27 protein-coding genes are annotated in these 22,454 nt (G+C 68.9%); 3 read left to right on the plus strand and 24 right to left on the minus strand.

Features of this window, described 5'->3' with window-relative positions; translation table 11 throughout:
* Positions 1 to 32: 32 nt before the first annotated feature.
* The 14 genes from SBI67_RS05890 to SBI67_RS05955 all read right to left on the minus strand — a co-directional run bounded on the left by SBI67_RS05890 (position 33) and on the right by SBI67_RS05955 (position 11,782).
* Positions 33 to 512, minus strand: coding sequence for a pyridoxamine 5'-phosphate oxidase family protein (locus tag SBI67_RS05890; protein ID WP_318979666.1), 480 nt, complete (start codon positions 510 to 512; stop codon positions 33 to 35).
* A gap of 10 nt (positions 513 to 522) precedes the next feature.
* A complete protein-coding gene (gene eutC / locus SBI67_RS05895) occupies positions 523 to 1,287 on the minus strand; it encodes an ethanolamine ammonia-lyase subunit EutC (protein WP_318979667.1) in 765 nt (254 codons plus the stop codon).
* Complete coding sequence (locus tag SBI67_RS05900; RefSeq protein ID WP_318979668.1) at positions 1,284 to 2,708, minus strand: ethanolamine ammonia-lyase subunit EutB; 1,425 nt, start codon at positions 2,706 to 2,708, stop codon at positions 1,284 to 1,286. The genes eutC and SBI67_RS05900 overlap by 4 nt, the downstream gene beginning before the upstream one ends.
* 56 nt (positions 2,709 to 2,764) lie before the next feature.
* Complete coding sequence (locus tag SBI67_RS05905) at positions 2,765 to 3,379, minus strand: TetR/AcrR family transcriptional regulator (RefSeq protein ID WP_318979669.1); 615 nt, start codon at positions 3,377 to 3,379, stop codon at positions 2,765 to 2,767.
* Positions 3,354 to 4,235 (minus strand): oxygenase MpaB family protein, encoded by an 882-nt coding sequence (locus tag SBI67_RS05910; protein WP_318979670.1) that lies wholly within the window; start codon positions 4,233 to 4,235, stop codon positions 3,354 to 3,356. The genes SBI67_RS05905 and SBI67_RS05910 overlap by 26 nt, the downstream gene beginning before the upstream one ends.
* Before the next feature lie 534 nt (positions 4,236 to 4,769).
* Positions 4,770 to 5,084: a hypothetical protein gene (locus tag SBI67_RS05915; RefSeq protein WP_318979671.1), complete on the minus strand. Its 315-nt coding sequence runs from the start codon at positions 5,082 to 5,084 to the stop codon at positions 4,770 to 4,772.
* Positions 5,081 to 5,563, minus strand: coding sequence for a transport-regulating membrane protein Mce1N (locus tag SBI67_RS05920; protein WP_318979672.1), 483 nt, complete (start codon positions 5,561 to 5,563; stop codon positions 5,081 to 5,083). Before SBI67_RS05920 ends, SBI67_RS05915 begins: the two co-directional genes overlap by 4 nt.
* Positions 5,560 to 5,994, minus strand: coding sequence for a hypothetical protein (locus tag SBI67_RS05925; RefSeq protein ID WP_266045129.1), 435 nt, complete (start codon positions 5,992 to 5,994; stop codon positions 5,560 to 5,562). Before SBI67_RS05925 ends, SBI67_RS05920 begins: the two co-directional genes overlap by 4 nt.
* A 12-nt stretch (positions 5,995 to 6,006) precedes the next feature.
* Positions 6,007 to 6,426 (minus strand): hypothetical protein, encoded by a 420-nt coding sequence (locus SBI67_RS05930; RefSeq protein ID WP_318979673.1) that lies wholly within the window; start codon positions 6,424 to 6,426, stop codon positions 6,007 to 6,009.
* Positions 6,423 to 7,355: a porphobilinogen synthase gene (gene hemB, locus SBI67_RS05935; RefSeq protein WP_318980453.1), complete on the minus strand. Its 933-nt coding sequence runs from the start codon at positions 7,353 to 7,355 to the stop codon at positions 6,423 to 6,425. The genes SBI67_RS05930 and hemB overlap by 4 nt, the downstream gene beginning before the upstream one ends.
* A gap of 62 nt (positions 7,356 to 7,417) precedes the next feature.
* Positions 7,418 to 9,085: a bifunctional uroporphyrinogen-III C-methyltransferase/uroporphyrinogen-III synthase gene (locus tag SBI67_RS05940; RefSeq protein ID WP_318979674.1), complete on the minus strand. Its 1,668-nt coding sequence runs from the start codon at positions 9,083 to 9,085 to the stop codon at positions 7,418 to 7,420.
* Positions 9,082 to 10,017 (minus strand): hydroxymethylbilane synthase, encoded by a 936-nt coding sequence (hemC, locus tag SBI67_RS05945; RefSeq protein ID WP_266045132.1) that lies wholly within the window; start codon positions 10,015 to 10,017, stop codon positions 9,082 to 9,084. The genes SBI67_RS05940 and hemC overlap by 4 nt, the downstream gene beginning before the upstream one ends.
* Positions 10,014 to 11,369, minus strand: a complete 1,356-nt coding sequence (locus tag SBI67_RS05950; protein WP_318979675.1) for a glutamyl-tRNA reductase — start codon at positions 11,367 to 11,369, stop codon at positions 10,014 to 10,016. Before SBI67_RS05950 ends, hemC begins: the two co-directional genes overlap by 4 nt.
* A 155-nt stretch (positions 11,370 to 11,524) precedes the next feature.
* Positions 11,525 to 11,782: a glutaredoxin family protein gene (locus SBI67_RS05955; protein WP_318979676.1), complete on the minus strand. Its 258-nt coding sequence runs from the start codon at positions 11,780 to 11,782 to the stop codon at positions 11,525 to 11,527.
* Between the two features lie 39 nt (positions 11,783 to 11,821).
* Here SBI67_RS05955 and SBI67_RS05960 point away from each other — a divergent pair, with 39 nt between their 5' ends.
* Both SBI67_RS05960 and SBI67_RS05965 read left to right on the plus strand, forming a co-directional pair.
* On the plus strand, positions 11,822 to 12,688 hold the full coding sequence (locus SBI67_RS05960) for an HAD family hydrolase (protein ID WP_413232409.1): 867 nt from the start codon (positions 11,822 to 11,824) through the stop codon (positions 12,686 to 12,688).
* 14 nt (positions 12,689 to 12,702) lie between these two features.
* On the plus strand, positions 12,703 to 13,200 hold the full coding sequence (locus SBI67_RS05965) for an FAS1-like dehydratase domain-containing protein (RefSeq protein WP_318979677.1): 498 nt from the start codon (positions 12,703 to 12,705) through the stop codon (positions 13,198 to 13,200).
* Here SBI67_RS05965 and SBI67_RS05970 read toward each other — a convergent pair.
* The 8 genes from SBI67_RS05970 to SBI67_RS06005 all read right to left on the minus strand — a co-directional run bounded on the left by SBI67_RS05970 (position 13,197) and on the right by SBI67_RS06005 (position 19,659).
* Positions 13,197 to 14,261 carry a lysophospholipid acyltransferase family protein gene (locus tag SBI67_RS05970; RefSeq protein WP_318979678.1) on the minus strand — a complete coding sequence of 355 codons (1,065 nt, stop codon included), beginning with the start codon at positions 14,259 to 14,261 and terminating at the stop codon, positions 13,197 to 13,199. The genes SBI67_RS05965 and SBI67_RS05970 overlap by 4 nt on opposite strands.
* A 48-nt stretch (positions 14,262 to 14,309) precedes the next feature.
* Positions 14,310 to 15,407, minus strand: a complete 1,098-nt coding sequence (locus SBI67_RS05975) for an NAD-dependent epimerase/dehydratase family protein (RefSeq protein ID WP_318979679.1) — start codon at positions 15,405 to 15,407, stop codon at positions 14,310 to 14,312.
* Between the two features lie 29 nt (positions 15,408 to 15,436).
* Positions 15,437 to 15,538 (minus strand): 30S ribosomal protein bS22, encoded by a 102-nt coding sequence (locus SBI67_RS05980; RefSeq protein WP_003402602.1) that lies wholly within the window; start codon positions 15,536 to 15,538, stop codon positions 15,437 to 15,439.
* An 80-nt stretch (positions 15,539 to 15,618) separates the two neighbouring features.
* Positions 15,619 to 15,849, minus strand: a complete 231-nt coding sequence (locus SBI67_RS05985; RefSeq protein ID WP_167156567.1) for a cell division/environmental response transcriptional regulator — start codon at positions 15,847 to 15,849, stop codon at positions 15,619 to 15,621.
* A 139-nt stretch (positions 15,850 to 15,988) separates the two neighbouring features.
* The gene (gene proC / locus SBI67_RS05990) at positions 15,989 to 16,840 is read right to left on the minus strand and encodes a pyrroline-5-carboxylate reductase (RefSeq protein ID WP_318979680.1); all 852 of its coding nucleotides are present in this window, start codon (positions 16,838 to 16,840) and stop codon (positions 15,989 to 15,991) included.
* Between the two features lie 47 nt (positions 16,841 to 16,887).
* Positions 16,888 to 17,733 carry a sugar phosphate isomerase/epimerase family protein gene (locus SBI67_RS05995; RefSeq protein ID WP_318979681.1) on the minus strand — a complete coding sequence of 282 codons (846 nt, stop codon included), beginning with the start codon at positions 17,731 to 17,733 and terminating at the stop codon, positions 16,888 to 16,890.
* A gap of 4 nt (positions 17,734 to 17,737) precedes the next feature.
* Positions 17,738 to 18,688 carry an Rv0497 family membrane protein gene (locus SBI67_RS06000; protein WP_318979682.1) on the minus strand — a complete coding sequence of 317 codons (951 nt, stop codon included), beginning with the start codon at positions 18,686 to 18,688 and terminating at the stop codon, positions 17,738 to 17,740.
* On the minus strand, positions 18,685 to 19,659 hold the full coding sequence (locus SBI67_RS06005) for a Ppx/GppA family phosphatase (RefSeq protein WP_318979683.1): 975 nt from the start codon (positions 19,657 to 19,659) through the stop codon (positions 18,685 to 18,687). Before SBI67_RS06005 ends, SBI67_RS06000 begins: the two co-directional genes overlap by 4 nt.
* Before the next feature lie 34 nt (positions 19,660 to 19,693).
* Here SBI67_RS06005 and SBI67_RS06010 point away from each other — a divergent pair, with 34 nt between their 5' ends.
* Complete coding sequence (locus SBI67_RS06010) at positions 19,694 to 20,482, plus strand: DUF3109 family protein (protein WP_318979684.1); 789 nt, start codon at positions 19,694 to 19,696, stop codon at positions 20,480 to 20,482.
* A gap of 22 nt (positions 20,483 to 20,504) precedes the next feature.
* On the opposite strand, the gene regX is transcribed toward SBI67_RS06010, so the two are convergent.
* Positions 20,505 to 21,191: a two-component sensory transduction protein RegX gene (gene regX / locus SBI67_RS06015; protein WP_318979685.1), complete on the minus strand. Its 687-nt coding sequence runs from the start codon at positions 21,189 to 21,191 to the stop codon at positions 20,505 to 20,507.
* Positions 21,192 to 21,199: 8 nt separating this feature from the next.
* Positions 21,200 to 22,384 carry a sensor histidine kinase gene (locus SBI67_RS06020; protein WP_318979686.1) on the minus strand — a complete coding sequence of 395 codons (1,185 nt, stop codon included), beginning with the start codon at positions 22,382 to 22,384 and terminating at the stop codon, positions 21,200 to 21,202.
* Positions 22,385 to 22,454 lie beyond the last annotated feature (70 nt).

A 22,454-nucleotide genomic window follows, 5' to 3' on the forward strand; every position in this document is an offset into this window, starting at 1 on the left:
TCGGGTCTCGTACCCCGTCACCGCCAAACCAATCAGCGCTGCCAGGTGAGCACTCCGCCGGTGCCGGTCAGCATCGCCGAACCGGGCATCACCCGCAGCCGATACGGCGTCAGCCGCAGCACCGCGAACGACGGCGACGTGGGCCCGTCCCATCCCGGGATGATGCTCGGGTCGTACCCGACGGGCGCCGGTCCGGTGGCGAACTTGTCCCACACCTGGGTGCGCGTCTCGTCGTCGGTGTACCACTCCACCAACGCGTCGGCACTGCAGGTGTCGTGGCTCGGAGTCCAGTAACTCGCCGAAACGTACGGGTGCGCCGCCAAATGCGCCTTCTTGATCGGGGTGGGCGCGGTGGCGATCCAGCCGAACAGGTCGGTGCCGTCCCACTCCCAGATCGGGTGCAGGATCCGGCTGCGGGGCCGGCCGTCGGCGTCGACGGTGGCCACCGAGGCCCACACGATCGAATGGGCCATCTCGATGAACGCGGGCGCGATCAAGTCCAGTGTCGTCACACCGTCCAGGCTACGAAATCGCCCGCGCCCCCGGTCCGAGTTCGTCGGCGCGGGAGGTGTCCTTCAGGTCGACACCGGAGCGGCCCAACCGGCGTGCGCCATCGACCAGCCCGGCCACCACCCGAGCCGCGGCCGCGTAACCGAGGCCTTCCGGCGGATGCACGTTGGAGATGCAGTTGCGGTCGGCGTCGGTGCGCCCGGGCATCGGCAGATGGGTGAGATAGATGCCCAGGCTGCTGGCCACCGACAGGCCCGGCCGCTCACCGATCAGCACGAGCAGCGTGCGCACCCCCATCCGCGCCCCGATATGGTCCCCGAGCGCCACCCGCGCCTGGGTCGCAATCACCGGTGGCGCAATGGAATACCGCTCGTCGAGCACGTCGACCAATGCGGTGAGCAGACCCGCGCCGTGCTCGGTCAGCGCGCGCGGGGACAGTCCGTCGGCGAGTACCACCCCGATATCGGCATCGCCGCGCGGCACCGCCTCCAGATCGGCGGGCAGCCGCCCCAGGTCCGGCCGGCGCAGATACTCGCTGCGCCCGTCGGCCTGGCTGGCGACCACAGCCGGTGCGCCGATGCCCACCGCGGTGACAGCGGCCACGGTGGCCTCGAGGTCCAGCGGCAGGTGCACGGCATCGCGGGCCGCCGCATGCGCGGCGGCGAATTCCAGCACCCGGGTGGTCGGCAGCGCGTTGCCGGCCCGGCCCAGCCCGATCCGGGACTGGGTGGTCAGCCGCAGCTCGCTCCAGAACTGCTGCGCCGCAGGGCTTGTCATGCGCCCGCCAGTGCACGCAGCGGGGACTGGTCGACGTCGACGGGCAGCACCCGCCCGTGTGCATCGCTCATACCCAAGCTGCGCAGCCAGGCCTCGAACTCGGGCGCCGGGCGCAGGCCGAGCACCTGGCGGGCGTACAGGGCGTCGTGGAAGGACAGACTCTGGTAGCCGAGCATGACGTCGTCGGCGCCGGGAACGGCGATCACGAAGGCGACACCGGCCGCGCCCAGCAGCGTCACCAGGGTGTCCATATCGTCCTGGTCGGCTTCGGCGTGATTGGTGTAGCAGACATCCACCCCCATCGGCAGGCCGAGCAGCTTGCCGCAGAAGTGATCCTCCAAACCGGCCCGGATGATCTGCTTCCCGTCGTACAGATACTCCGGACCGATGAACCCGACCACGGTATTGACCAGCAGTGGTTCCAGGTCCCGGGCGACGGCGTAGGCGCGGGCCTCCAGCGTCTGCTGATCGACGGGCAGCCCGCCCATGCCCAGGTGCGCGCCGGAACTCAGCGCCGAGCCCTGACCGGTCTCCAGGTACATCACGTTGTCGCCGACGGTGCCGCGGTGCAGCGACCGGCCCGCCGCCAAACCCTCACGCAGCACAGCGATATCGACACCGAACGCGGCGTTGGCGCCTTCGGTGCCCGCCACCGACTGGAACACCAGGTCCACCGGCACGCCCCGCCCGATCAGGTCGATGGTGGTGGTGACATGGGACAGCACACAGGACTGCACCGGGATGCCGTAGCGTGTGCGGATCTCGTCGAGGAGCAGCAGCAGGTCGGCCGTCGCTTCCGGCGAGTCGGTGGCCGGGTTGATCCCGATGACCGCATCACCGCAGCCCATGAGCAGCCCGTCCAGCACGGCCGCGGCGATCCCGCGAGGATCGTCGGTCGGGTGGTTCGGCTGCAGCCGGGTGGCCAACGTGCCGGGTAACCCGACGGTGGTGCGGAACGCCGCGCTCACCGGCATGGCCCTGGCGGCGGCGATCAGGTCCTGGTTGCGCATGATCTTGCTGACGGCGGCGGCCATCTCGGGTGTGATGGCCGCCGCGACCGACGCCAGGGTGTCGGCCGCGTCCGGTCCCGCCGCGACGTCGAGGATCCAGTCCCGCAGCCCGCCCACGGTCAGGTGGGAGATCTTCTGGAACGCAGTCCGATCGTGACTGTCGATGATCAGCCGGGTCACCTCGTCGTCCTCGTAGGGCACGACGAGTTCTTCGAGAAACACGTCCAGGCCGATATCGGCCAGCGTCCACTGGGCGGCGGCGCGCTCGGCATCCGAGGCGGCCGCGCAACCCGCCAGCTGGTCACCCGAACGCAGCGGGGTGGCCTTGGCCAGCACGTCGACGAGGCCGTTGAACGTGTAGCTGACACCGCCCAGGGTCGCGGTGCGCTGTTTGAGTCGAGGTCCGGGCACCTACCGAAGCTAGACATCGCGTGTAACGCGCCCAGGTGGGGACGATGACGCCCGTGTTACGTGCTGACGGTGCGCACCGCCGCGGGCAGGCTCGGCAGGAAGTGCTTGGCGGCGAACGCCCGGATCTCTTCGGCCGTCTGCACCGGCTCCACGCTGGGCAACAGCAGGACCATTGCCGCGTAACGCAGGATGGTGTCGGCGAACTCGTTGACGGCCTGCGCGCCGATCCGGTCGGCGAAGCCGGGCGGGAAGATGACCCGCAGCGCGTCGGCCATCCGCTCGACCGCGGCGCCGTAATGCCGGTGCATCAGCTCCAGCACCAGCGCCGGTTCGTCGACCATCATCTGGTTGAGTACCCGATGCCTGCGGAACCGCAGGATCGACAGGGTGAATGCCTCGACGTAGTAGTTGGCTTGCGGCCCGGCACTTTTCAGTTCGTGTGCGATATCGGCGAACAGCGCCACGTTCTCGCGCTCGATGACCGCGCCGACCAGTTCGTCGCGGTTGGCGAACCGGCGGTAGATGGTAGTGCGGCTGACCCCGGCTCGCTTGGCGACGTCATCGAGGGCGACCCGGCGAAAACCGTGCCGCTCGAATTCGACGAGCGCCGCGTCGAGGATGGCCTGGGTGGCGTCGGGCGTCATATCAGGCTTGGGCGTCGGCTTGGGCATAAGCCCGCTGTGCGAACTTGTTGTAGCGCACCGACATCGGCAGCCGGTCCCACACCCAGTTCACCGGCGTGGACCGCCAGAACGCCGCGAAGCGCTGGTAGTTGCGCTCCTGCCGCTCGGTCCACGGTAAGTCGAGCAGATCACGTGCGCGCGGCGGCAGACCACCGGTGGTGAGGAACGCGGCGAGCGGATCGAACACCATGGCCACCAGCTTCCAGATGGCCGGGTGCACGGCCTTGGGGCACGGGAAGCCTTTGGTCACATAGCCCACACCGTATTTGGCGCTTTTGTGCGCGACGGCCACCTCGTTCATCATCCGGTCCCAGTATTGCTCGAACTCGGCGTAGGTGGCCGGCATCGGCCGGTCGCTGACGCCGTAGCGGCGGTACCAGGTCTTGGATTCCAGCCAGATCTGTTCCTTCTCCTGTGCGGTGAGGCGTTTGACGAAGGTGTCGGCGAAGTAATAGATCTGCTCGACGAAGGTGGCGTGCGCCCAGAAGTAAGTGTCCGGATCCAGGGCGTGATAGCGCCCCACCGGTTCGCCATCGGGACCAGGCATATCACCCTTGACGTGGTGATGGAAGTCGCGGACCTGGATGCCCGCGTTGTCCTGCTCGGTGCCGTACACGGTGCGGAAGATCGGCGGGATGGTGCGCTTGAGCCGCTCGGCGGTGTCGGAGAAGAAGGTGGAGTGGTCCAGCACGCCCTGGCCGAGTTCGGCCAGCATGTTCTGCAGCACGGCGGGCCGCGGACCGATCAGGTACATCCGGTTGTCACCGAAGTACTTCCACACCAGCGAGTCGGGGCCCAGCGGGAGGGCGTCGGTCTGCTGCGGCTGCTCGGCCAGTTCGGTCATGGGTACAGTGTTACAGACTTTGAACTTTGTTCCAATCGGCTGTGGCGCGGGAAAACCCTCGTCTACGCGTAATGCTTCGCCGATCGCATTGCGAGTAGCCTCGTCGTCGGGCTTCGCCACGGTGCCACCTCCAGAACTCGAATTAACCGCCTGACGTTACCGGCGGCGTCCGACAAATCGGTCGTGCGACACGCACGACAACCTGTATCCGAGAAAAATCTCTGTGGGCACCGTCATCTGGACCGCTCCCGGCGGTCGCACGTACCAAACCACACCGGGCGGGGCGGACCTGTTCGGGGTGTTCGGGCGGGCCCACTGCCGAGAACCCTCGCCGCCGCGCCGGCTTCCGTCTCGGGCCGCGCGCCGGGAGCGTGCCCGCGCCCGCAACCGACGGCTACGACCCATCAACGAAGCCGGGCGACGTTACGAGTTCGCGCGTCGCCGCGAACTCGGGCGCATCGCCGACCGCAACCACATGCGGCGGTTGAAGCGGGTATTCAAAGGCGACGCCCCGAGCACCAGCCCGTGGTGCACCTACGTCAACGAGCCGATGGAACCCGAAGAGCTGCCCGATGATTGGTCGCCGCCGCCGCGGGTGTGCGATCCCGACGAGCCGCCGTTCTGACGGCGTATCCGCGCGATGCCCAGCACCACCAGCACGCCCGCCGTGGTGGCGAGGATGAGCGCCAGCACGACCAACGGTGGGTAGTACACCACCGAGGTGGTCGCCGGCTCACCCTCCAGGATGGGGTCCACCCGGGCGGTCTCGCTCGCGGCCTGCCAGCTCAGCACACAGCCCAGCACCGCGACGGCGGCCAGCACGAGCTCGATGACGGCACGACGGTTCACGGCAACGCCTCCCCGACCAGTCCCTCCAGCGCGGCACGCAGCGTGCGATGCCGCCGCGCCCAGGCCTGACCCGATCGGTCATCGGTCAGCTTCAGGCCGATCCCGGTGCGGCCCCTGGGCACCCCGGTGAGTTCCCCGAGCGCCCGGTAGGACTGCCATTTCGCGGCCTCGGCGCCCTTCGCCTCGGGAAAGATCCGCACGATATCGGCGATGTCGATGGTTTCGGTGCCTTGCCGCAGGGTGCGCGGGGTCAGCTCGACGGAGGTGTGAATACGTGCGGCCTTGATCTGGATCGCCAGAAACCCGGTCACCAGCACCAGGAACACCGCGGGCACGGCCAGCTGCACACCGGCGCCACCGGTCAGCTGGATGAGTGCCATCGCGACCGCCGAGGCCGGCCCGACCATGAGCCACCACCAACTGGCGCCCGGTTCACGGAACAGCACATCGTCGGTCGTGGGCGGGGCGGGTTCGGTCACGTCGCGTCCTCGAACCACGCCGCGGCCGCCGGCCGGGTGAACAGCGTCGCGCCGACCGCGACGGGTACCACCCCGATCAACGCGAGCAGTTCGAGGTTGTAGGGCGCGAACAGCGCCAGCAGGAACACGACGAACACCACCCCGCCGGCCAGGGCCGCCAGGGCACGGCGGAACCGCTTGTCGCCGTTACGGGTGCGCCCGGCCAGGAAGCTGAGGCCAAGACCCGCCACGGCCAACACCGCGCCGACGCCGCCGTGCATCATCAGGATGCGGTGCGCCTGTCCCTGGCCCAGCGAATCCGGGAACGCGCTCGCCGGAGTGGTCAGGGAGGTGCTCACGCCGATCAGGCCACCGGCGAGCAGCAACACCGCACCCACCATCGTCAGCCAGAACGCAACAGTGATGATCCGAGGACGCGGTGCTGTGGACATGGTCGGGCCAGCCTAGCGGGTGAGGTACTCGTGGCTGTCCTGGCGGTGCAGCAGGTACACGCCGCCCACGATCAGCACCGATCCGACGATCGTGCATGCCGCATACGCAAGTGCGGCGACCGGCCCGCGGTCCACGGTGAACAGGCTGGTCACCGAATACACCACCGCAGTCAGACCACCCGCCGTCAGCAGGGTCCGCGCCCACCGGTAGCCGGCCCGCATCAGCACCGCAAACGTGACCACCAGCGCGGCGGCGATCACCAGGAACAACCCCGTGAACGCGTAGGCGACCGCCGGCAACGGTTTCGTCGGCGCCGAGACGGCATCGATGACATGGCCGATCACCATCAACGGCAGCGCCGTCATCCAGAGCCAGAAGCCGGTGTCGACGTCGTCCGGGCGACCGGCGGGCTTGTCGTCGGGTTCGGTCACGCCAGCCAGCCGGCGACGTCGGCCGCCCAATAGGTGAGCACGATGTCCGCACCGGCGCGCCGGATCCCGATCAGCGACTCCAAAGCCGAGGCCTGCAGGTCGATCCACCCGTTGGCGGCGGCCGCGCAGATCATCGAGTACTCGCCGGAAATCTGGTACGCGGCCACCGGCACCGGCGAGATGTCCGCCGCGGCCCGCACCACGTCCAGGTAGCTCATCGCGGGCTTGACCATCACCATGTCGGCGCCCTCGTCGATGTCGAGCTCGATCTCGTGCACGGCCTCGCGGGCATTGCCGGGGTCCTGCTGGTAGGTCCGGCGGTCACCGACCAGGCTGGAGGACACCGCCTCGCGGAACGGTCCGTAGAAGGCGGAGGCGAACTTCGCCGCGTAGGCCAGGATGGCGACGTCGCTGTGCCCGGCGGCGTCCAGTCCGTCGCGGATGGCCGCCACCTGACCGTCCATCATGCCGCTCGGACCCACCACCTGTGCGCCCGAATGTGCTTGGGCGACAGCCAATTCCACGTAGCGGTCATTGGTGGCGTCGTTGTCGACCCGGCCGCGGGCATCGACGATGCCGCAGTGCCCGTGCGCGGTGAACTCGTCCAGACAGGTGTCGGCCATCAGCACGGTGGCATCACCGAGGTCGGCGGCCAGGTCCCGCAACGCCACGTTCAGGATGCCCTCGGGGTCGACGCCCGCCGAGCCGGTCGCATCCTTGTCCTCGTCGCGCGGCACGCCGAACAGCATCAATCCCCCCACCCCGGCGGCCACCGCGTCGGCGGCAGCACGGCGCAGTGAATCACGGGTGTGCTGGTACACGCCGGGCATCGAGGAGATCTCGCGCGGCTCGGCTATCCCGTCGGCGACGAACATCGGCAGCACCAGATGCCGTGGCTCCAACGACGTCTGCGCCACCAGCCGGCGCATGGCCGGCGTGGAGCGCAGCCGGCGGGGCCGGTGCCTCGGAAAAGACACAGGAAGGACTCCGTCTATCGCCGGCGGCTCTTCTTGCGCGGCGGCGGCAGCGCACCCTCGGCGCGCAACCGGGCCGCATGCTCGGCCAGCGCCTCGACCAGTGGGCCGACGGCCGCGGTCTCGGGCTGCACGTCCACGCGCAGGCCGAATTCCGCCGCGGTCTCGGCGGTCTTGGGACCGATGCAGGCCACGATGGTCCTGGCGTGCGGCTTACCCGCGATACCCACCAGGTTGCGGACCGTGGAGCTGGAGGTGAAGCAGACCGCGTCGAAGCCGCCGGTCTTGATCATCTCGCGGGTGTGCGCCGGCGGCGGAGCCGCCCTCACCGTCCGGTAGGCGGTCACGTCCTCGATCTCCCAGCCGCGTTCGCGCAGACCCTCGGCCAGCGTCTCGGTGGCGATGTCGGCACGCGGCAGCAGCACCCGGTTCACCGGGTCGAAGATGTCGTCGTACTCCGGGAATTCGTCGAGCAGGCCCAGCGAGGACTGTTCACCGACGGGCACCAGTTCGGGGTTGATGCCGAACGCGCGCACCCGGTCGGCGGTGGCCTGGCCGACGCAGGCGATCTTGACGCCGGAGAAGGCCCGTGCATCCAGACCGAACTCGTTGAACTTGTCCCACACCGCCCGCACGGCGTTGGTGGAGGTGAAGACCACCCACTGGAACCGGCCGTCCACCAATCCCTTGACGGCCCTTTCCATCTGGGCTGGGCTGCGGGGCGGTTCGACGGCGATGGTCGGCACCTCGACCGGCAACGCGCCGTGGCCGATCAGCTTCTCGCTCATCTCGCCGGCCTGGTCCTTGGTGCGCGGCACCAGCACGGTCCAGCCGTACAGCGCGCGGCTCTCCCACCAGTTCAGCTTCGCGCGATTGGCGACGGTCTTGCCGATGGTGACCACCAGTGGGCCGGCCAGCGAGCCGGGGGTGCCCACCGGGATCTCGGCGGCCTGCTGAATTGCCTTGTCCCCCAAGCCCGCAAGTGTGGTCTCGGCCGAATGCTGCTGGCAGGTGGTGCCGTGCGCGGTGACCACCGCGGGCGTGCTGTCGGCCAGTCCGTACTCGATGAGCGTGCGCGCGGCGTCGGGCAGGTGCGAAGCCGTGGCGTGCAGGATCAGCGGGCCCGGCGCGGCGGCCAACGCCGCCCAGTCCACGTCACCGCGCACGTCGGCGACGGTGTGCGACGACCCCAGCGGCAACCCGGCGTAGGTCGGCACCGCGGTGGTGTCCGGCAAGCCGGGCACGATCTCGAAATTCAGGTGGGTGCGGGCCAGCGTGTTCACCTCGGTGATCACCGAGTCCACCGACAGCGGGTCGCCGGCCACCAGCCGGACCACGTCGACACCGTGCCGGGCCTCGTTGGCCAGCGTCTTGGCGACCTCGGCGGCATCACCCAGCGCAGGCCGCACATCGGGGCCACCCGGGATGACGGGGGCCGCCGCCTCGGCGGCACCGTCGGCCGGGGTAGCCTCCTCGCGCTGCGGTCCGGACGGCGGCGGCAGCTCGGAGCCGACCAGCGCCAGCACCGCCTCGGGCACGTCCGGATCGGTGAACACCAGGGCGGCGTTGGCCAGTACCGTGCGCGCCCGGCTGGTCAGCAGCCCGGGGTCCCCGGGACCGGACCCCACAAACGTGATGCGGCCCGGCTTGGTCTTGCGGCCTCGGGTCCCTGCGTGCCCAGTCATCTGTCACTCCGCTCAATTGCCAACACGTCGCGTGCACCCAGCTCGAACAGCTCCGCGGCCACCGAAAGCCCCAGCTCCCGGGCCCGATCGGGCGAACCGATACCGGACGCACGGATCACGTCGGATCCGTCCAGCGCCGCCACGCAACCGCGCAGCGACAGCTCCTCGAAGACTCGGCCCTCCTCGTCGATGGACTCGACCACTTCCGCGATCGCACCCACCGGCGCTGAACACCCCGCCTCCAGTTCGGCGAGCAAGGCTCGTTCGGCGGTGACCGCTGCGCGGGTGTCGGGGTCGTCCAACTCCGCCAGCACCGCGGCAAGGTCTGCGTCGCGTGCACGGCACTCCACCGCGAGCGCGCCCTGAGCCGGTGCCGGCAACATCTGCACCGGTTCCAGGGACTCGGAGACATCACCGAGTCGTCCGATGCGAGCGAGCCCCGCCCGGGCGACGACGATACCGTCGAGATCACCGCTACTTACCCTGTTCAACCTGGTGTCTAGGTTGCCTCGTAGGGGGCGGATTTCCAAACCGAGACCCAGTGCTCTAAGCTGTGCGGCCCGTCGCGGGCTCGACGTGCCGATCACCGAGCCCGGTGGCAACTCCCCCAGCACCATCCCGTCGCGGGCCACCAGGGCATCGCGCGGGTCTTCGCGTGGTGGGATCGCGGCGATCACGAAGCGCTCGTCGGGGGCCGTCGGCAAATCCTTGTAGGAGTGCACCGCCATGTCGACCCGCCCGTCGTCGATGGCTTCGCGCAGCGCGGCGGTGAACACGCCGACCCCGATCTCGGCGATGGGGCCCTGGTTGCGGTCCCCCTCGGTGCTGATGACGACCAGCTCTGCGGGGTGCCCCGAGGCGATCAGGGCATCGCGGACAACGCCCGCCTGAGTGGTCGCCAGCAGGCTGCCACGGGTGCCGATTCGGATCACTCGGGCGCGTCGATTTCGGTCGCGATCAGCGGCAATTCGCCGCCCGACACCGCGTCGACGGCCTGCGGGTCGAGCTCGAACAACTCACGCAGGGCTTCGGCGTAGCTGTCGCCGCCGGGTGCGCCGGCCAATTGCTTGACCCGCACCGTCGGCGCGTGCAGCAGCTTGTCGACGACGCGGCGGACGGTGCGCGCCACCTCGTCGCGGTGCGCGGCGTCCAGGCCGGGCAGCCGGTTGTCCAGGCGCAGCAATTCGGCCTCGACGACGTCGGCGGCACGCTGGCGCAGGGCCGTCACGGTCGGGGTGACCTCGGCCATCCGCTGGCCGGCCAGGTATTGGGCAACCTCGTGGGCGACGATGGCGCGGGCCGCCTCGGCGTCGGACGCCGCACCCTTGGCCGCCGGCTCACGCTGGATGCGGTCCATGTCGATGACGTGCACGCCGGGCAGGCCGGCGACGGCCAGGTCGACGTCGCGCGGCATGCCGAGGTCGCAGATCACCAACGGCCGGGCGCCGGCGCCCTCGTTGTCACGCCGCGCCAGCGCGTGGTGCACATCGGCCAGCGACACCACCGGGCGCACCGCGCCCGTGCTGCTCATCACGATGTCGGCGTCGGCCAGCACCGTGGAGATGTCGTCGAGCACATGGGCGTGCGCCGCCACCCCGAGTTCGGCGATGTTGGCGGCCAGTCGGCGGGCCCGCGGCAGCGACCGGTTGACCACCTCGACGCGTTCCACCCCGGCTCGCACCAGGTGCTTGGCCGCCAAGGCCCCCATCGAGCCGGCGCCGATCACCACGGCCGTGCGACCGGCCAGCGAGCCCACCCGCTTCTCGGCCATGTCCAGCGACACCGACACCACCGAGGCGCCCGCGCTGTCGATCCCGGTTTCGGAGTGCACCCGCTTACCGACCGACAGGGCGCGCTGGGACAGCTCGTGCAGGGTGCGGCCGACGGTGTGGTTGGACTCGGCGGCGGCGTAGGCCCGGCGCACCTGGCCCAGCACCTGCTGCTCACCGAGCACCAGCGAGTCCAGGCCGCTGGTCACGGCGAACAGGTGCTCGACGGCCGCTTCGGCATAGCGCACATAGGCGTACTTGGTGAGGTCCTGTAGACCCATTCCGGAATGCTCGGAGAGCACCTGACCGATCACCGACAGGCCGCCGTGGAAGGCCTCGACCACCGCGTAGACCTCGACCCGGTTACAGGTGGACAGCACCATGGCCTCGGTGACCAGCGAGGACTGCAGCACCTGGTCGATGATCTTGGCCTGATCCGACTCGTCGGTGCTCAGCTGTTCGAGCACGGAGACCGGCGCACTGCGGTGCGATACCCCGAATAGCAGGACGCTCACGGCATCATCACCTGGTCTTCTTCTCCCCGTCGCTTCGCTCGCCCAGGACGGTTTCTCGCCGTCGCTTCGCTTGCCCGGTCCGGCTCCCAAAGTAGCCGTTTACCAGCCGTGCTACCAAATTTGCTGTACCGGTTCAGCGCCGGTTCTCGGCTCGTTCAGGCCCGCGCGATATCGGCGCGCAGGCGCTGCTCGTCGACCTCCCAGTAGCTGTGCTCGGCGCCGTCGAGCAGCACCACCGGCACCCGGTCGCCGAACTCGGCCCGCAGCCGGGGGTCTCCTGCGGCGGCCGCCACGTCCACGTCGGTGCTCCGCAGGGTGAAGCCCAGTTCGTCGGCCAGCGCGGCCAGCGTCCGGGCCGCGCGTTCACAGATGCTGCACCCAGCCCGGGTGAGCAACACCACCTCATGGTCCACACCACCAGTATCGGGGGTGCCGTGACTTAGGGTTGTGAGGTGTCCGAGTCCGGTGCCGCCGATATCGACGGGGTCGAAAGCGATGTGATCGCTGGCGAGGCCAGCGCCGAAGCGGCCACCACGCCGCCCCCACCGCCGCCGCCCGATCTGACCGCGGCCGCCTTCTTCGACGTCGACAACACCCTGGTGCACGGTTCTTCGCTGGTGCACTTCGCGCGCGGGCTGGCCGCCCGCAAGTACTTCACCTACCGGGACATCCTGGGAATCGTCTACGCGCAGGCCAAGTTCCAGTTCACCGGCAAGGAGAACAGCGACGACGTCGCCGCCGGGCGACGCAAGGCGCTGGCCTTCATCGAAGGGCGCTCCACCGCCGAACTGGCGGAGCTGGGCGAGCAGATCTACGACGAGATCATCGCCGACAAGATCTGGCCGGGCACCCGGGCGCTGGCCCAGATGCACCTGGACGCCGGTCAGCAGGTGTGGTTGGTCACGGCGACCCCGTACGAGCTGGCGGCGACCATCGCCGAGCGGCTGGGGCTGACCGGCGCACTGGGCACCGTCGCCGAATCGGTCGACGGGGTGTTCACCGGCCGGTTGGTGGGCGACATCCTGCACGGCAGCGGCAAGGCCCACGCCGTCCGCGCGCTGGCCATCCGGGAGGGCCTCAACCTGCGCCGCTGCACGGCGTACTCGGACAGTTTCAACGACGTCCCGATGCTGTCGCTGGTGGGTACCGCGGTGGCGATCAACCCCGACGCCGCGCTGCGCGACGTTGCCAGGGAACGTGGTTGGGAGATCCGTGACTTCCGGACCGCGCGCAAGGCGGCCCGGATCGGGGTGCCATCGGCGCTGGCCCTGGGTGCGGCCGGCGGGGCGCTGGCCGCGGTTGCGTCCCGTCGCCGCTGATAGGCTCTCCCGCCATGGGCATTGCGGACGACATCATCGGAACCCACTACCGCTACCCCGATTACTTCGAGGTCGGCCGGGAGAAGATCCGGGAGTTCGCAAGCGCCGTCAAGGACGAGCACCCCGCGCACCAGGACGGGACCGTCGCATCACTGACCTTCCTGGCCGTGGCCGGGCGCCGGGTGCAGCTCGATCTGTTCGAGAACTTCGACGTGCCGATCAACCTGGAGCGGGTGCTGCATCGCGATCAGAAGCTGATCTTCCACCGGCCGATCAAGGTTGGCGACAAGCTGTGGTTCGACTCTTACCTGGACTCGGTGATCGAGTCCCACGGCACGGTGATCTGCGAGGTTCGGGCCGAGGTGACCGACGATGCCGGCGCGCCGGTGGCCACCAGCATCGTGACCATGCTGGGCGAGGCGCAGATCGACGAGGCCAACGAGGTGAGCGCGCAGATCGCCGCCGCCCGCGACGCCGCCATCGCCAAGATGGTCGCGAGTCAGAAGGCTTAACCCAGGAAGGTGTTCCGGCGGGCCGCCAGCAACTGATACAGGGTGTGCTGGATGGTCTCGCGCACGTGGTCGGTCAGCTCGAACGTGACCATCGGATCCTCGGCCGCCGACTCGTCGTAATCCGCGGTGGGGATGGGCTCACCGAACTGGATATGCCATTTCGACGGCAGCGGCACCACCCCGAGCGGGCCGGCCAGCGGGAACAGCGGCGTCACCGGGAAGTAGGGCAGCCCGAACAGCCGGGCCAGCAACTTGATATCGCCGATCTTGGGGTAGATCTCCTCTGAGCCCACGATCGAGCACGGCACGATGGGCACCTGCGCCCGCAGCGCCGCCGAGACGAACCCGCCGCGACCGAAGCGCTGCAGTTTGTAACGGTCCTTGAAAGGTTTACCGAGGCCCTTGAAGCCCTCGGGGAACACCGCCGTCAGCTCACCGGCGGCCAGCAGCCGATGCGCGTCGGAGGTGCACGCGACGGTATGGCCGGCCTTGCGTGCGGCCTGACCGACCACCGGGAGGTCGAATACCAGGTCGGCCGCCAGCAGCCGCAGGTCCCGGTGCAGCGGGTGGTGGTCGTGCACGGCGACCGAGGCCATCAGCCCGTCGAACGGCAGCACACCGGCGTGGTTGGCCACGACCAGGGCGGCGCCTTCGCGCGGGAGGTTTTCGATCCCGCTGACTTCAACCCGGAACCATGACGTGAAAAGCACTCGCAACATTGGCATTACGACCGCATTGGTCAGGTGCGGGTCGAAGCCGAACTCGTCCACGGTGTAGTCACCGGTCATCCGCTTCACGGCGAAATCGGCGATGGCGGTGATGGCCCTTGACAGTTCGTTGGGAGTGTCCTGCTCGTCCGTCGCGCCCGCGCCGCGGCGCTGGTCGATCTCACGCACCACCGCGGCGATCTGCTCGGCGGAGGCACGGGTGCCCGGATCGGTGAGCAGGGAAGGATGCCGGCGCACGCTGTCCGCACGCTGCGCCGCACGACGCTGCGCGGCCGCGGACCGTCCCGAATTCGAATGCAGCGGAATCACTTTGGCTTTTGACTCACCCGCCACGTCGCTACCCTCTCCCCCGCCCCGTTGGAGTGCCCGAGTCGGCTGCCGCTACCCCGCCCATCGTTGCGCCACAGCTACGGCGCGGCTCTCCATTGAGCGTACCCATTTCGGGTCGATGATCGGCGTCAAACCACGACCACGCACGTAGTCGTCGAATGCCTCCACAGTGGTCCACTTGGGCAGGTAGCCTAGGTCGTTGCGCATCCGCGCGGTGTCCATCACCCGGCCGTAACTCAAGTAGTTCAGCTGCTCGCGATCGAGCTCAGTGTAACTTGTTGCGCGCCTCAGCGAGTCGACGAGCTGCAGCGCCTGCCGCGGCACCGGCAGCGCGACCCGGCCCGAGCGCCGGATCGCCTGGCTCATCATGATGATGCCCGAGGCGCCGATGTTGAAGGTGCCCGCACGACCGGCGATGGTGGCGCGCTCCAGCGCGCCGAGTGCGTCCTGTTCGTGCAGCAGTTGCAGCCGGGCATCGTGACCGAGCACCGAGGGCACCACCGGACCCGCGAGATACCGCGACAGCGCGGTGTCCATGGCCGGGCCGATCATGTTGGCCAGCCGCAGGATCGTCAGCGCGATATCGGGCCTGCGCCGGGCCAGCCCGCGCGCGTACCCCTCGATGTCGATGCTGTCCCTGGCGAAACCCTCACCCAACGGGCGGCGCGCACTCTCGTTCTCGGTGAAGAGCACCGGATCCCGGGCACTGGACCCATAGACCTCAGAGGTCGACTTGAGCACCACCCGCCGCACGGACGGCGCCTTCTGGCACGCCGCGAACAGTTGGATCGCGCCCATGACGTTGAGCTCTTTGAGCGTGGCCCGGCCGCCGGCCCGCGGCGCGTAGGACGCCGCGGCGGCATGCACGACGGTGTCGACGTTGCCGTTCCGGATGACCTTGGCGATGAACGGGTTGCGGATGTCGGCGCGGACGAACTCCGCGCGCCCCATCCGGCGGAGCAGATCTTTGCTCGGCGCGATGGCGTCGACCGCGATGACGTGGTCGATCGCCGGGTTCTGGGCAAGGCGCGCCGTCAGGTAGCCACCGAGAAACCGGCACGCACCGGTGACCAGGACGACCTTGGGGCTCGCTGCCGAGCCTCCAGTACCCCTGGTGTCACCGCTGTCGCCGGATCCCTGCGCATCCATCGGGCGAGCCTACCGAGAAGCGCGAAAGACTACTTACCGAGTTTTCTGCGCTGGACCCGCGTACGGCGAAGCAGCTTGCGGTGCTTCTTCTTCGACATGCGCTTACGCCGCTTCTTGATGACTGAACCCATGAACTCCGCTACCTACCAAAAAATGAAGGAACTGACCGGGCCACATTACCGGGCAACCCGATGCCAGCGGAAACCGGCTTCTAGCCCGCGCTGAAGTACGAGGTCTCCAGCAGATCGTGGACGGCCTTCGCGTGCACGCGGAACGACCGGCCCACCCGCACCGCCGGCAGCTCACCGTTGTGCACCAGCCGATAAACGGTCATCTTGCTGACTCGCATCAGGCTGGCCACTTCGGCAACGGTGAGAAATTGAGCTTTGGGCTGGCCATCGCCAGCCGAATCCCGCGCCGATGGCCCGTTCATTGACGTCATCGCAACCCAATCCTTAAGGCACGGCCAGTTCCAGCGGCTTCCCCACCGCTGGCACGAACGCGTGCATACAACGAGGAGAATAGCGTGGCCATTGGGGTTATTGCGACGGGTGTGGGGTAATCCGTCCGAAATTCTTGAATTACTCTGATGTAATTCCGAGCTGCTCAGAGCGGGTTTTCGCCGCCGCCACGGCGTTGCCGACCGCTGCCCGCAGGCCCCCGCGTTCCAGTTCGCGCAGCCCAGCGGCGGTGGTACCACCCGGTGAGGTCACGATAGCCCGCAACTGTGCCGCTGTGGTGTCCAATGCGGCATCTGGTGCGCTGTCCAGGCGATCCAGCAGCATCGCCGCCGAACCCGCCATGGTCTGGGCCACCAGGTCGGTGGCCACCGCCCGTGGCAAACCCGCATCGACCCCTGCGTCGACCATCGCCTCGACCATCAGGAAGAAGTACGCCGGGCCGGATCCCGACACCGCCGTCACCGCATCGAGCTGCGACTCGGGCACGGTGAGCACCCCACCCACGGTGTCGAAGATCGCCGACACCTCCTTGAGTTGCTCCTCGGTGGCGAAGCGGCCCCGTGACAGCGCGCTGACGCCCCCGCCGACCACCATCGGCGCATTGGGCATCACCCGGATCACCGGGGCGCCAGCGGGCAGCTTGGACTCGTAGAACGACGTGCTGACGCCGGCCGCCACGCTGACGACGACCTGCTCGGCACTGTCGTCCTCGGCCTTGCCGATCGCCTCGGCGATATCGGCCAGCGCCGCGTCCACGTCACCCGGTTTCACCGCGACGATCACGTAGGTGGCGTTCTCGGCCGCGTCCGCGACCGAGGTGACCAACACCGAGTAGGTGTCGGACAGGTACCGGGCGCGCTCGGCGAACTTCTCCGCGACGACCAGGTCCTTGACTTGGCGGCCGGCCCGTAACAGTCCCGAGAGCAGCGCTTCACCGATGCTGCCCCCGCCGATGATTGCAATCCTTGACACGGGCAAAGCATTGCACGGACAGCCCCGCCGGGGCACCGTGGGCAGCCTCAGCGCAGCAGGTGTTGTCTGGCGAAGGTCAACGATTCGACGAGCAGCGCCTCCCGCTCGGCGGCGGTGCGGGCCTGTGAGGTGGTGACCTCCAGGATCACGTGTCCGGTGAAGTCGGAAGCGGCCAGCATCCGGCAGATCTCCGCGGCGGGCTGGGTGCCGCGGCCGGGCACCAGGTGCTCGTCGGTGGACGCGCCGCTGCCGTCGCACAGGTGCAGATGCGACAGCCCCGCACCCATCCGCCGCGCCATCTCGATCGCATCGGTGCCCGCGGTGGCGCTGTGCGACAGGTCGAGGGTGTAGTGCGCGTGGCCGCCGTCGAGCGGGTCGTAGGACGGCGCGAAGGCCGAGATCGCCGGGCCGGGCCGGCCCCCGCGCTTGCGCATCCGCTCCACCGACGGCGCCCCGGTACCCCAGAACCGGTCGACGCGGAACGGGAACATGTTCTCCACCGCCACCAGCACCTCGCTGCCGCTCTCCAGCTCGGCGACCTGCGCGGCGAAGCCGTCGGCGTAGCGCCGTTGCCAGCGGAACGGTGGGTGGACCACCACCGTCTGGGCGCCCAGCTGCTCGGCGGCGCGCACGCTGCGCTCCAATTTGGGAATCGGGTTGGCGCCCCACACCCGCTGCGAGATCAGCAGGCACGGCGCGTGCACGGACAGCACCGGGATGCCGTAGCGCTGCGACAGCGCCTCGACGGCGTCGATATCTTGGCTGACCGGTTCGGCCCACACCATCAACTCGACCCCGTCGTACCCCAGGCGGGCGGCGTAGTCGAAGGCAGCCTCGGTCCGCAGCGGGTACACCGAGGCGGTGGACAGGCCGACCTTGATGGCGGGACGCACCGAATCAGGTGGACTGCAGCAGGGCCAGCGGGCCGAGTGTCACCAGCGCCCCGACGGCCACCGCGATGAGGGTGCTGGCGATGTCCTCGGTTCTGCGCACCACGCGCACCCCGACCACCAGGCCCAGGATGACGAGCACCGACAACACCAGCGCAACGATGTTGTTCCACTTCCACAGCTGGTCGAAGGCGACGAACAAACCGGCACCGAAGAGCACGGCGAAGATGCTCTGCGCGACGATCCATACCCCGTTGAGGAACGGCGACCGAGTGGCGGCCGGCTCCGCTTCGGCGTCAACGGTGAGCTCGTCGGGCTCGTCGGTGACCACGGCGGTGTCGGCCAGGGTGGCCGCGGCGTCCGGGCCGCCCAGGTCGATGTCCTCCGGGCGGGGCGCCCGGGACAGGTAGGACGGGAAGGCCGACGGCGACCCGTCCGCGGCTGCGTCCGTCCCGGGTTCGACATCGGTGAGATCGACAGCCGTGAGATCGACATCGGTGAGATCGACGGGGCCGAGTTCGTCGTCGTCGATCAGCGGGTCAGGGCTCATCTCCTCGGCGCCGCCCGCGGGCAGCGCAGCCGAGCGGCGCAGGCCATGGTGCGTGTGGTGCGGTTCGGGCTCGGACTGGGCCTCGGGCTCTGGGTTGTCTAGCTCTGAGTCGTCCGGCTCGGTGACCTGGGGCTGTTCCAGTACCGACTGGGCTTCGACGGTGACTTCGGTGTCGGTGTCGGTGTCGGTGTCCGGGGCGATGTCGGTGTCGATCGCCTGGTGCTCGTCGGTGTGATAGTTGACGATCGGGATCTCGCCGGTGAGTTCGGCCACGGTGACGGCATCGGCGTTGCCGCGCCGGCGGCGGCGTCGACCGCCCGGCGACGGGGCGCCGATGTTGCCGTTCTTCGCCAGCAGTTCTGCCACCGAGATGGGGCGGGTGCTGGTGGTGTCGTTCGGTTCTGTCATCGTGTTTTGCCTTTGGGCAATGGTGTCTCCACCAAGGCTGTGCCGTCGGCCTCACTGTCGAGTTTCCGCAGGATCAGCCCTTCCCGCAACGCCCAGGGGCAGATCTCCACCTGCTCGATACCGAGCGCGCGCATGCTGGCTTCAGCTACCAGGGCTCCGGCCACGATCTGTGGCGCCCGTTCGGCACTCACCCCTTCCAACTCGGCTCGGTCGGCCGTTGTCATCCTAGAGATGAACGCTATGAGCTGCCGCAATCCCGCCGCGGTCAGGGTGCGCTTGACGCGCGGCCCGGCCGCAGACGGCGCCGCGCCGGTGAGCCGGGCCAGCGAACGGAACGTCTTGGAGGTGGCGACCGCCAGATCCGGGCTGCCCGCTGCCTGGATCGTCGAGCCCGCCTCCGACATCTCGTTGGCCAGCCAGTCCCGCAGCGCGGCCACCTTGCGCCGCCCCGGCGGATCGTCGGCCAGCCACTCCCTGGTCAGCCGGCCCGCCCCCAACGGCAGCGACAACGCCACCTCGGGTTCCTCGTCGACACCGCTGGACAGCTCCAACGAACCGCCGCCGATATCGATGTTGATGATCCGGCCCGCGCTCCACCCGTACCAGCGGCGCACCGCCAGGAACGTCAGCCGGGATTCGTCCACGCCACTGAGCACCCGCAGCGAGACCCCGGACTCGGTCTGCACCCGGGCCAGCACCTCTTCGGAGTTGGTGGCATCGCGGACCGCCGAGGTCGCGAAGGCCATCAGTTCCGAGCAGCCCGAACTGGTGGCGATGCTCGCAAACTCGGTGACCGTGTCCACCAGCTTGTCGGCCCCCTTGCGGGTGAGCTTGCCCGAGGAGTCGATCGACTCGGCCAAGCGCAACGCTGCCTTGGTGGAGCTCATCGGCGTCGGATGGCCGCCGCGGCGCGCGTCGACCACCAACAGATGAACCGTATTGCTGCCTACGTCGAGCACGCCCAATCGCACGCGGACCACGTTAGTGGGTTTACCGTTTACTCCCGTGAGCACATCGCACGTCGGCGGGTTGGGCAACGAGGTCGAACTGGACTTCGCCCGGGAATGGGTCGAGTTCTTCGACCCCGAGAATCCGCAGCACGTCATCGCCGCGGATATGACCTGGCTGTTGTCCAGATGGACCTGTGTGTTCGGCACACCGGCCTGTCAGGGCACGGTGGCCGGGCGCCCGGATGACGGCTGCTGCTCGCACGGCGCGTTCCTGTCCGACGACGACGACCGCGCCTCGCTCGACGATGCGGTGAAACAGCTGACCGCCGACGACTGGCAGTACCGCGACAAGGGACTGGGCCGCAAGGGCTACCTGGAGATGGACGAGTACGACGGTAAGCCCAACCTGCGTACCCGAAAGTACAAGGGCGCGTGCATCTTCCTGAACCGGCCGGATTTCGCCGGCGGTATCGGCTGCGCGCTGCATAGCAAGGCGCTCAAGCTGGGTGTGGAACCGCTGACCATGAAGCCGGAGGTGTGCTGGCAGCTGCCGATACGGCGCACGCAGGAGTGGGTGACCCGCCCGGACGGCACCGACATCCTCAAGACCACGATTACCGAGTACGACCGGCGCGGCTGGGGCGAGGGCGGTGCGGACCTGCACTGGTACTGCACCGGCGACCCGGCCGCCCACGTCGGCGCCCGGCCGGTGTGGGAGTCCTACGCGCCCGAGCTGACCGAGCTGCTCGGCGAGAAGGCCTACGCCGAACTGGCCGCCATGTGCCGGCGCCGCGGCCTGCTCGGGTTGATCGCCGTGCACCCGGCGACCCGCGCCGCCGAGTAGCGCGCCTGGCTGGTCAGTACACCTAGCCCTCCAGCTTGTACCCCAGGCCGCGCACGGTGACCAGGTGCACCGGGTTGGCCGGATCCGCCTCGATCTTGCTGCGCAGCCGCTTGACGTGCACGTCCAGGGTCTTGGTGTCCCCCACGTAGTCGGCACCCCAGACCCGGTCGATGAGCTGACCGCGGGTCAGCACCCGACCGCTGTTGCGCATCAAGTACTCCAGCAGGTCGAACTCCTTGAGCGGCAAGGTGATCGGCTCGCCGTTCACGCTGACCACGTGCCGCTCGACATCCATGCGCACCGGGCCCGCCTCCAAAACCCCGTCACCGGAAGCGGTTTCGTCGGCGTCGGCGCCACGGCGCAGCACCGCACGAATCCGGGCGATGAGCTCACGCGCCGAGTACGGCTTGGTGACGTAGTCGTCGGCGCCCAACTCCAGGCCGACCACCTTGTCGATCTCACTGTCCCGCGCCGTCACCATGATGACCGGCACGCTGGACCGCGACCGCAGCTGCTTGCAGACGTCGGTGCCGCTCATGCCGGGCAGCATCAAGTCGAGCAGGACGATGTCGGCGCCCACCCGCTCGAATTCGGCCAGCGCAGACGGGCCGTCGCCCACGACGGTGGCCTCGAACCCCTCCTTGCGCAACAGGAAGGCCAGCGGATCCGCCAGGGACTCTTCATCTTCCACGATCAGGACACTGGTCATCGGTTTACTCAGTCCTCTCGGTCGTCTCGTTCGTACGAGTCGTCGGTGTCGGGGTAGGCGGGAATCGACAGGGTGAACGTCGAGCCGGTTCCTGGCTGGCTCCACAGCCTGATGGTGCCGTTGTGGTTGGCCGCAACGTGTTTGACGATCGCCAGGCCGAGCCCGGTGCCTCCGGTGGCGCGGGACCGGGCCTTGTCCACCCGGAAGAACCGCTCGAAGACCCGTTCCTGATCGGCCCTGGCGATACCGATACCGCGATCGGTCACCGCGATCTCGATATCGTTGCCGCGCCTGCGCCTGCTGATCGACACACTCGACCCGTTCGGGGAGTACGCGATGGCGTTGGACACCAGGTTGGCGATGGCCGTCACCAACAGGCCCTGGTCGCCGAGGACCCGGTAGCCGGTCGGGGCGTCGGTGGTGATCGAGATGTCGGCGTTGTCGGCCGAGACCTTGTGCCGGGACAGCGCCTCGGACACCACGGAGTCCACGTCGACCACCTCGAGATCGGGCAGCGGCTCGGCGCCCTGCAATCGAGACAACTCGATCAGCTCGCCCACCATGCTGGCCAGCCGGTGCGACTCCACCAGCATCTTGTCGGCGAACCGGCGCACCGTCTCGGGATCGTCGGCCGATGCCAGCAGCGCCTCGGCCAGCACCCCCATCGCCCCGACGGGGGTCTTCAGCTCGTGGCTGACGTTGGCCACGAAGTCGCGGCGGGTGGCTTCCATCCGCGCCTGCTCGGACTGGTCCCCCACGAACACCACCGCGAACCGGCGGTCCTCCTCGGTGAGCAGACGGACGTGCCCGCGCACGGACAACCCGGACCGGCCCGCGGGTGCGCGTTTGCGTGGTGACAGGTCGATCTCGACATCCTCGCCCGTGGACAGGCAGCGCTGGACGGCATTCCACGCACGTTCGTCGAGCAGACGGTCACGCACCAGCCCGAGTTCGGCCGCCTGGTCGTTCATGTAGACCACATCGCGGAACGCGTCGACCACCACGACGCCCATCGGTGAGAGACCCACCACGTGGCTGAGCATCTGGGAGACGGTGATCCCGCCCTCTTCGGCATCACGACGCGCTCGGCGCTGCTGGCGGGCCCGGGAGATGACGGCGCCCGCCGCCACGCCGATCCCGAGCGCGAGCAGCGTCACGGCTGCCGTCAGCAGCAGCACGGATGCCACACTCACGCGAAAATCGTACGCATCCGGTGAACGTCATCCCAGCAGCGTGCGGCCAAATCGGGACATGTCACACAAG

Source organism: Mycolicibacterium chengduense, assembly GCF_033741155.1.
GTDB lineage: Bacteria > Actinomycetota > Actinomycetes > Mycobacteriales > Mycobacteriaceae > Mycobacterium.

What these genes read in the sequence shown, in the direction of transcription:
- SBI67_RS05975 (WP_318979679.1), bottom strand. Translation starts at nt 15,407, where the DNA reads ATGGATGCGCAGGGATCCGGCGACAGCGGTGACACCAGGGGTACTGGA.
- SBI67_RS05925 (WP_266045129.1), bottom strand. Translation starts at nt 5,994, where the DNA reads ATGTCCACAGCACCGCGTCCTCGGATCATCACTGTTGCGTTCTGGCTG.
- SBI67_RS05905 (WP_318979669.1), bottom strand. Translation starts at nt 3,379, where the DNA reads ATGCCCAAGCCGACGCCCAAGCCTGATATGACGCCCGACGCCACCCAG.
- eutC (WP_318979667.1), bottom strand. Translation starts at nt 1,287, where the DNA reads ATGACAAGCCCTGCGGCGCAGCAGTTCTGGAGCGAGCTGCGGCTGACC.
- SBI67_RS05910 (WP_318979670.1), bottom strand. Translation starts at nt 4,235, where the DNA reads ATGACCGAACTGGCCGAGCAGCCGCAGCAGACCGACGCCCTCCCGCTG.
- SBI67_RS05980 (WP_003402602.1), bottom strand. Translation starts at nt 15,538, where the DNA reads ATGGGTTCAGTCATCAAGAAGCGGCGTAAGCGCATGTCGAAGAAGAAG.
- SBI67_RS05940 (WP_318979674.1), bottom strand. Translation starts at nt 9,085, where the DNA reads ATGACTGGGCACGCAGGGACCCGAGGCCGCAAGACCAAGCCGGGCCGC.
- SBI67_RS05985 (WP_167156567.1), bottom strand. Translation starts at nt 15,849, where the DNA reads ATGACGTCAATGAACGGGCCATCGGCGCGGGATTCGGCTGGCGATGGC.
- SBI67_RS06000 (WP_318979682.1), bottom strand. Translation starts at nt 18,688, where the DNA reads ATGACAGAACCGAACGACACCACCAGCACCCGCCCCATCTCGGTGGCA.
- hemB (WP_318980453.1), bottom strand. Translation starts at nt 7,355, where the DNA reads ATGCGCCGGCTGGTGGCGCAGACGTCGTTGGAGCCACGGCATCTGGTG.
- regX (WP_318979685.1), bottom strand. Translation starts at nt 21,191, where the DNA reads ATGACCAGTGTCCTGATCGTGGAAGATGAAGAGTCCCTGGCGGATCCG.
- SBI67_RS05965 (WP_318979677.1), top strand. Translation starts at nt 12,703, where the DNA reads ATGGGCATTGCGGACGACATCATCGGAACCCACTACCGCTACCCCGAT.